The sequence below is a fragment of the Nocardiopsis halotolerans DSM 44410 genome, from assembly GCF_000341065.1.
Classification (GTDB): domain Bacteria; phylum Actinomycetota; class Actinomycetes; order Streptosporangiales; family Streptosporangiaceae; genus Nocardiopsis; species Nocardiopsis halotolerans.
The window spans coordinates 1-6,825 of record NZ_ANAX01000152.1; the positions used below are offsets into that span (position 1 = coordinate 1).

8 protein-coding genes are annotated in these 6,825 nt (G+C 70.3%); 6 read left to right on the top strand and 2 right to left on the bottom strand.

Annotated elements, in window-relative coordinates:
• Together D455_RS0111080 and D455_RS0111085 are read right to left on the bottom strand one after the other, a co-directional pair.
• Positions 1–570, bottom strand: a complete 570-nt coding sequence (locus D455_RS0111080) for a nicotinamidase (protein WP_017570795.1) — start codon at positions 568–570, stop codon at positions 1–3.
• 65 nt (positions 571–635) lie between these two features.
• Complete coding sequence (locus D455_RS0111085; protein ID WP_017570796.1) at positions 636–1,937, bottom strand: nicotinate phosphoribosyltransferase; 1,302 nt, start codon at positions 1,935–1,937, stop codon at positions 636–638.
• Positions 1,938–2,069: 132 nt separating this feature from the next.
• Here D455_RS0111085 and D455_RS0111090 point away from each other — a divergent pair, with 132 nt between their 5' ends.
• The 6 genes from D455_RS0111090 (at position 2,070) to rdgB (ending at position 6,383) form a co-directional block, all read left to right on the top strand.
• A complete protein-coding gene (locus tag D455_RS0111090; RefSeq protein WP_017570797.1) occupies positions 2,070–2,498 on the top strand; it encodes a Mov34/MPN/PAD-1 family protein in 429 nt (142 codons plus the stop codon).
• 95 nt (positions 2,499–2,593) lie between these two features.
• Positions 2,594–2,872, top strand: coding sequence for a MoaD/ThiS family protein (locus D455_RS0111095; protein ID WP_017570798.1), 279 nt, complete (start codon positions 2,594–2,596; stop codon positions 2,870–2,872).
• A gap of 8 nt (positions 2,873–2,880) precedes the next feature.
• A complete protein-coding gene (locus D455_RS0111100) occupies positions 2,881–3,828 on the top strand; it encodes a PLP-dependent cysteine synthase family protein (protein ID WP_017570799.1) in 948 nt (315 codons plus the stop codon).
• A 302-nt stretch (positions 3,829–4,130) separates the two neighbouring features.
• Complete coding sequence (locus tag D455_RS0111105) at positions 4,131–4,883, top strand: MBL fold metallo-hydrolase (RefSeq protein ID WP_026122522.1); 753 nt, start codon at positions 4,131–4,133, stop codon at positions 4,881–4,883.
• A gap of 118 nt (positions 4,884–5,001) precedes the next feature.
• Positions 5,002–5,721 (top strand): ribonuclease PH, encoded by a 720-nt coding sequence (rph, locus tag D455_RS0111110; RefSeq protein ID WP_083922202.1) that lies wholly within the window; start codon positions 5,002–5,004, stop codon positions 5,719–5,721.
• A 56-nt stretch (positions 5,722–5,777) separates the two neighbouring features.
• The gene (gene rdgB, locus D455_RS0111115) at positions 5,778–6,383 is read left to right on the top strand and encodes an RdgB/HAM1 family non-canonical purine NTP pyrophosphatase (protein ID WP_017570802.1); all 606 of its coding nucleotides are present in this window, start codon (positions 5,778–5,780) and stop codon (positions 6,381–6,383) included.
• Positions 6,384–6,825 lie beyond the last annotated feature (442 nt).

The window sequence follows — 6,825 nt, forward strand, 5'->3', positions numbered from 1 at the left end:
TCAGCCGACCAGCGGCTCGCCCTCCAGCTCCACGCCCGCCTCGCGCAACCGCTCCAGCGCCGCGTCCACGGTCGGACGCGCCACCCCGGCGGTCAGCCCGAGCAGCACCCGTGTGCGCAGGCCCTCGGCCACCGCGTCCAGGGCGGTCGCCTTCACGCAGTGGTCCGTGGCGATCCCCACCACGTCCACCTCGTCCACCCCGTGTTCCCGGAGCCACCGGGCCAGCGGGGTCCGCTCCTCCCGGGTCACACCCTCGAAACCGCTGTAGGCGGCCGTGTAGTGCCCCTTGTCGAAGACCTCCTCGGCCAGCGACGCGTCGAAGCCGGGATGGAACTCCACCCCCGGCGTTCCCGCCTCGCAGTGGCGCGGCCAGGTGTCCACGAAGTCCGGGTCCTCCGAGAAGTGCTCCCCCGGATCGATGTGGAAGTCGCGTGTGGCCACCACGTGGTCGTAGTCGCTCGCTCGGGCGTACTCGGTGACGGCCGCCGCGGTGCTGGCGCCGCCCGCCACCCCCAGGTGCCCTCCCTCGCAGAAGTCCTTCTGCACGTCCACCACGATGAGTGCTCTCACGGCGGCACCCCTTTCCGTCGTCGGTGGGTCCCTCCGGACCCGGATACGCCATTCCCCGGGGGAGGTCAGAGGAACACCGTCGGCAGCGCGGCCTCACCGCGCGACATCCGCAGGGCCTCCTCGGGCAGTTCCGCCACCGCCGCCTGATGCCGCTCACGAGCCCCGTGCACGGTCTCGCGGCCCACCACCTCGCCGTCGACGACCAGGGGCCGCAGCAGCGGACGCGTCTGCACCTGCGGAGTCGGCGGGTGGGGATGGACCTCCTCCGCCACGGCCGTTCCCTTGTCGTCCAGACGCCGCAGCGCCCACTTGCGCCCGCCCTTGCTCGGCTTGCCCACCGAGCGCTTGGCCACCGGCTCCAACGGCGCGTCCTCCTCCAGGCCCCGAGCCCGCGCCACCAGCTTGTACACCAGCGACACCGTCGGCGCCCCCGAACCGGTCACCAGGGAGGTGCCCACCCCGTAGCCGTCCACCGGCGCCACGGCCAGTGCCTGGATGGAGTGCTCGTCCAGGTCGCCGGTCACCACGATGCGGGTGTCCACGGCGCCGAGGGAGTCCAGCTGCGCCCGCACGCGCGAGGCGTGGGCGGCCAGGTCGCCGGAGTCGATCCGCACCGCGCCCAGGTCGGGTCCGGCCAGGTCCATGGCGGTGTGCACCGCGCGTTCCACGTCGAAGGTGTCCACCAGCAGCGTCGTGCCCGGTCCCAGGGACTCCAGCTGCGCCCTGAACGCGTGCCGCTCGCTGTCGTGCAGCAGCGTGAACGCGTGCGCCGCCGTTCCGCCGGTCGGCACACCGTGGGTACGCCCGGCCTCCAGGTTGGAGGAGGTGGCGAACCCCGCCACGTAGGCGGCGCGCGCGGCCGCGACCGCGGACCGTTCGTGGGTGCGCCGCGACCCCATCTCGATCAGCGGCCGGTCACCCGCCGCCACCACCATCCGCGTCGCTGCGGAGGCGATCGCGCTGTCGTGGTTGTACACCGACAGGGCCAGCGTCTCCAGGAGCACGGCCTCGGCGAAGGGGGCCTCCACCACCAGGATGGGCGACCCGGGGAAGTACGCCTCGCCCTCGCCGTAGCCCCACACGTCACCCGAGAACCGGTAGTCGGACAGCCACTCCAGGGTGCGCTCGTCCACGACCTCGTGGTCGGACAGGAAGTCGAGTTCCTCCGTGTCGAACCGGAACCGCTCCAGCAGGTCCAGGAAGCGGCCCGTTCCCGCCACGACCCCGTACCGGCGTCCCTCCGGCAACCGCCGGGCGAACATCTCGAACACCGAGCGGCGCGCGGCGGCACCGCTGTGCAGCGCCCCCTGGAGCATCGTCAGTTCGTAGTGGTCGGTGAGCAGCGCGCTGCTGCTGTCCTCGCTCATGCGCACGAGCCTAATCCGTGTGGGCGCGGATCGCGGAAGGTGCCCCACCAGCCACGGGCCACCGTGATCCGTGCCTCACACCAATAATACCCATCTGGTTGGTAGGGAAGCGGATGCGAGTACCCTGGTGTCATGCTGAGGATTGATCGCGCGATCTACGACAGGATCGTCGCACACGCCCGCCGCGACCACCCCGACGAGGCGTGCGGCATCGTGGCCGGGCCCGAGGGCTCCGACCGCCCCGAGCGGTTCGTCGAGATGGTCAACGCCGAGCGGTCGCCGACCTTCTACCGGTTCGACTCCCTCGAACAGCTCAAGGTCTGGCGTGAGATGGACGACCGGGACGAGGAGCCCGTCGTGGTCTACCACTCCCACACCGCGACCGAGGCCTACCCCTCGCGTACCGACATCTCCTACGCGTCCGAGCCGGGCGCCCACTACGTGCTCGTGTCCACACGCGAGCCCGACACCGTCGAGTTCCGCTCCTACCGGATCGTCGACGGCCAGGTCACCGAGGAACCGGTGGAGGTCACCGGAGCCGGGGCCGGAACCGACCGGTAGGTTCCGCACCACACGGGGCGGCGCCCAGGAATGGGCGCCGGGTGCCCCCTGTTGGCAATGAACGCACACCAACGACCGCTAACGGAGACACCTTCATGGCCATCGAGGTCCGCATCCCGACCATCCTGCGCAACCTGACCGACGACGCCAAGGTCGTCGAGGGTTCGGGCAACACCCTCGGCGAGCTGTTCGCCGACCTGGACAGCCGCCACCCCGGCATCGCCGAGCGCCTTGTGGACGATGGCAAGCTGCGCCGCTTCATCAACGTCTACCTCAACGACGAGGACGTGCGTTTCGTCGGCGGCCTGGAGGCCAAGCTCTCCGACGGCGACAACGTGACCATCCTGCCGGCCGTGGCCGGCGGAAGCCGCTAGGCCGGGACATGCGCTACGACTCCCTGCTCGACTCCCTGGGCGGCACGCCGCTCGTCGGCCTGCCCCGGCTCTCGCCCTCACCGGAGGTCCGGCTGTGGGCGAAGCTGGAGGACCGCAACCCCACCGGATCGATCAAGGACCGCGCCGCGTTCTTCATGATCGAACAGGCGGAGAAGGACGGGCTGCTCTCCCCGGGCTGCACCATCCTGGAGCCGACGTCGGGGAACACCGGCATCTCGCTGGCCATGGTCGCCAAACTGCGCGGCTACCGCATGGTCTGCGTCATGCCGGAGAACACCTCCGCCGAGCGTAAACAGCTGCTGTCCATGTGGGGCGCCGAGGTCCACTTCTCCGACGCGGCGGGAGGCTCCAACGAGGCCGTCCGCGTCGCCAAGGAGATGGCCGCGGAGCACCCCGACTGGGTGATGCTCTACCAGTACGGCAATCCGGCCAACGCCCGGGCCCACTACGAGACCACGGGGCCCGAGATCCTGGCCGACCTGCCGGAGATCACCCACTTCGTGGCTGGTCTGGGCACCACCGGAACCCTCATGGGCGTGGGACGCTACCTGCGCGAACACCGGCCCGAGGTGCAGGTCGTGGCGGCCGAGCCCCGCTACGGAGAGCTGGTGTACGGGCTGCGCAACCTCGACGAGGGCTTCGTTCCGGAGCTCTACGACGAGTCGGTGCTCACCACCCGCTTCTCCGTGCCCTCCGACGCCGCCCTCAAGCGGACACGGGAACTCCTCGACAGGGAGGGCATCTTCGCGGGCATCTCCACCGGCGGCGCGCTGCACGCCGCGCTGGGCATGGCCCGCAAGGCCGAGAGGGCGGGAGAACGCGCCGACATCGCGTTCGTCATCGCCGACGCCGGGTGGAAGTACCTGTCCACCGGTGCCTACGAGGGCACGCTGGAGGAGGCGGAGGAACGCCTCGACGGCCAGCTCTGGGCCTGAGGGCCACCCCTTCCGGTACCAACGGAGGCCGACACCCGCCCGGTGTCGGCCTCCGTCCGGTTCCGAACAGGAGGGGAACGGGCGCTGAACGAACGGGACATACGTCGTCAAGCGGTGTGAAAAATTCACACGTGACCGAGGTCGCGTGAGACGCGGGCCACATTTTGTACCACCCGGGCGGCCATTGGGGTACACCCGTAACAACGGGACATCCGCAGAACCAGCCGCCAGCCGCACTCCTCACACACTCTCGACGGGGGTGCCACGGACGCCGCGCGGCCCATCGAGAAGGCGACGACGACGTGCGACTCACGATTATCGGGTCCTCGGGGAGCTTCCCCGGGCCGGACAGCCCGGCATCCTGTTACATGCTCGAAGCGGACGGCTACCGCCTTCTGCTCGACATCGGCAACGGTGCGCTCGGAGCGCTCCAGCGGCACATCGACATCTACTCGGTCGACGCCGTCTACCTGAGCCACCTGCACGCCGACCACTGCTTCGACCTGTGCTCGTACTGGGTGGCCAGAATGTTCCACCCGGGCGGAGCCAAGCCCCGCATCCCGGTCTACGGACCCAGGGGTGTGGCCCACCGGGTCGCCGAGGCCTACGGCCTGGAGCCCGACCCCGGCATGACCGAGGTGTTCGAGTTCCGCGAGCTCGCTCCCGGCGCGTTCGACCTCGGCCCGTTCTCGGCCCGGGTCGACCACGTCAACCATCCGGTGGAGGCCTTCGGCATCCGCCTGGAGCACGGCGGCGCGTCCATGGCCTACTCCGGTGACACCGGCGCGTGCGACTCCCTGGTCGATCTGGCCACCGACACCGACCTGTTCCTGTGCGAGGCGGCCTTCCAGGACCACCTCGAACACCCCAAGGACATGCACCTCACGGGGAGCGAGGCGGGCGAGCACGCCAGCCGGGCCCGCGCCCGTCAGCTGCTGCTCACCCACCTGGTGCCGTGGAACGACGACGAGGTCACGCTCACCGAGGCCCGCTCCACCTACGACGGCCCCATCGGACTGGCCCGCAGCGGGCGGGCCCACACGATCGGCGACTGACGGAAGCGGCGGTTGACGGGGCGGGACGGAGGCCCGGAAGGCGTGGGGAGCGCCTCCCGGCCCGACCAGTTCACTGCTCCAGCACCGGAGGACACTCAGCGGATATACGCTCTTGTGCATGGCTCGACCTGACGGACGTGTTCCGACCCAACTCCGCCCCGTGACCATCACCCGCAACTGGCTCCGCCACGCGGAAGGCTCCGTGCTCGTCGAGTTCGGCGACACCCGCGTGCTGTGCGCGGCCAGCGTCGAGGACGGCGTTCCGCGCTGGCGCCGGGGCACCGGCGAGGGGTGGGTCACCGCCGAGTACGCGATGCTGCCCCGCTCCACCGACACTCGCGGTGCGCGCGAGTCGGTCCGCGGCAAGATCGGCGGCCGCACCCACGAGATCTCCCGCCTGATCGGCCGCTCCCTGCGCGCCGTCGTGGACTTCAAGGCGATGGGCGAGCACACCATCACCCTGGACTGCGACGTGCTCCAGGCCGACGGCGGTACCCGCACCGCCGCGATCACCGGCGCCTACGTGGCGCTGGCCGACGCGACGAAGTGGCTGCGCAAGCGTCGCAAGCTCAAGAACAACCCGCTGACCGGGTCCCTGGCCGCGGTCAGCGTGGGCGTGGTCCAGGGCCAGCCCCGGCTGGACCTGAACTACCTGGAGGACTCGGTCGCCGAGACCGACATGAACGTCGTCCTCACAGGCGACGGGAAGTTCGTCGAGGTGCAGGGGACCGCCGAGGGCGTCCCCTTCGACCGCGACCTGCTCGACCAGCTGCTCGACCTCGCGGCCTCCGGTTGCGAGGAACTGACCGCCATCCAGAAGAAGGCACTGTCGGAGTGACCGCCACACCACGGGCTGGTGCCCGTACCGGCGGTGCCCCCGGGGGAGGGGGAACCGTGAAGATCGTCCTGGCCACACGCAACGTGAAGAAGGTCCCGGAGATGCGGGCCATCCTGGCCGACGCGGGGGTGGAGGCGGAGGTACTTTCGCTCGACGCCTTCCCGGACGCACCCGAGGTCCCCGAGACCGAGCCCTCGTTCCTCGGGAACGCGCTGCTCAAGGCGCGTGCCATCGCCGAGCACACGGGGCTGCCCGCCGTCGCCGACGACTCGGGCCTGAGCGTGGACGAGCTGCGGGGGATGCCCGGGGTGCTGTCCGCGCGGTGGTCGGGCCGCTTCGGCAGGGGAGACCAGGACCGGGCCAACCTGGACCTGGTCCTGGACCAGCTGGCCGACACCCCGTCCGAGCGCCGGGGCGCCGAGTTCGTGTGCGCCGCGGTCCTGGTGATGCCGGACGGAACCGAAGCGGTGGCCGAGGGCGTGCTGCGCGGACGTCTGGCGCGCGAGCGCCGGGGGGAGCACGGCTTCGGCTACGACCCGGTGTTCGTTCCCGAGGGGGAGAGCCGCACCACGGCGGAGCTGTCCCCGGAGGAGAAGAACGCCATCAGCCACCGCGGGATCGCCTTCCGCAAGCTCGCCCAGGAGCTGGCGGACATCCTCTGATCCGAGGTCCGGTGCCGGGGCGGCGGAACGGGGTTCCGCCGCCCCGGCAGAAATCCCGTCCTCCCGTGTTTGGTCCACCAGGCCTCTGGGCAGGATCACCAGCACCTGACAAGCGAGCCAACCAACGACCCACGGAGCGTCCGTACACGCGAGGGTCCCCTCCGCGGACGGATTTGACGCCACCGGGGCGGTTGCCTACAATCGATCGGGTCGCTGCGGGACGGCGAGGACCCCCATCGGGTCGACTCGGAACCGGACCGCGATCCTGACCTCCTCCCCAAGCCCATGTGGTTCGAGCATGCGCACGAAGCATGTAGGCTCAGGGAGTTGCCTCGAAAGAGGAACCAGTCTTCTTGTCTGGTGTTCATGTTGTGCAGGAAAACCGCAGGGTTGGAAAGCATAATTCGGAAGAACCGCCGGTTTGGCGGGGCGCGGAACACCT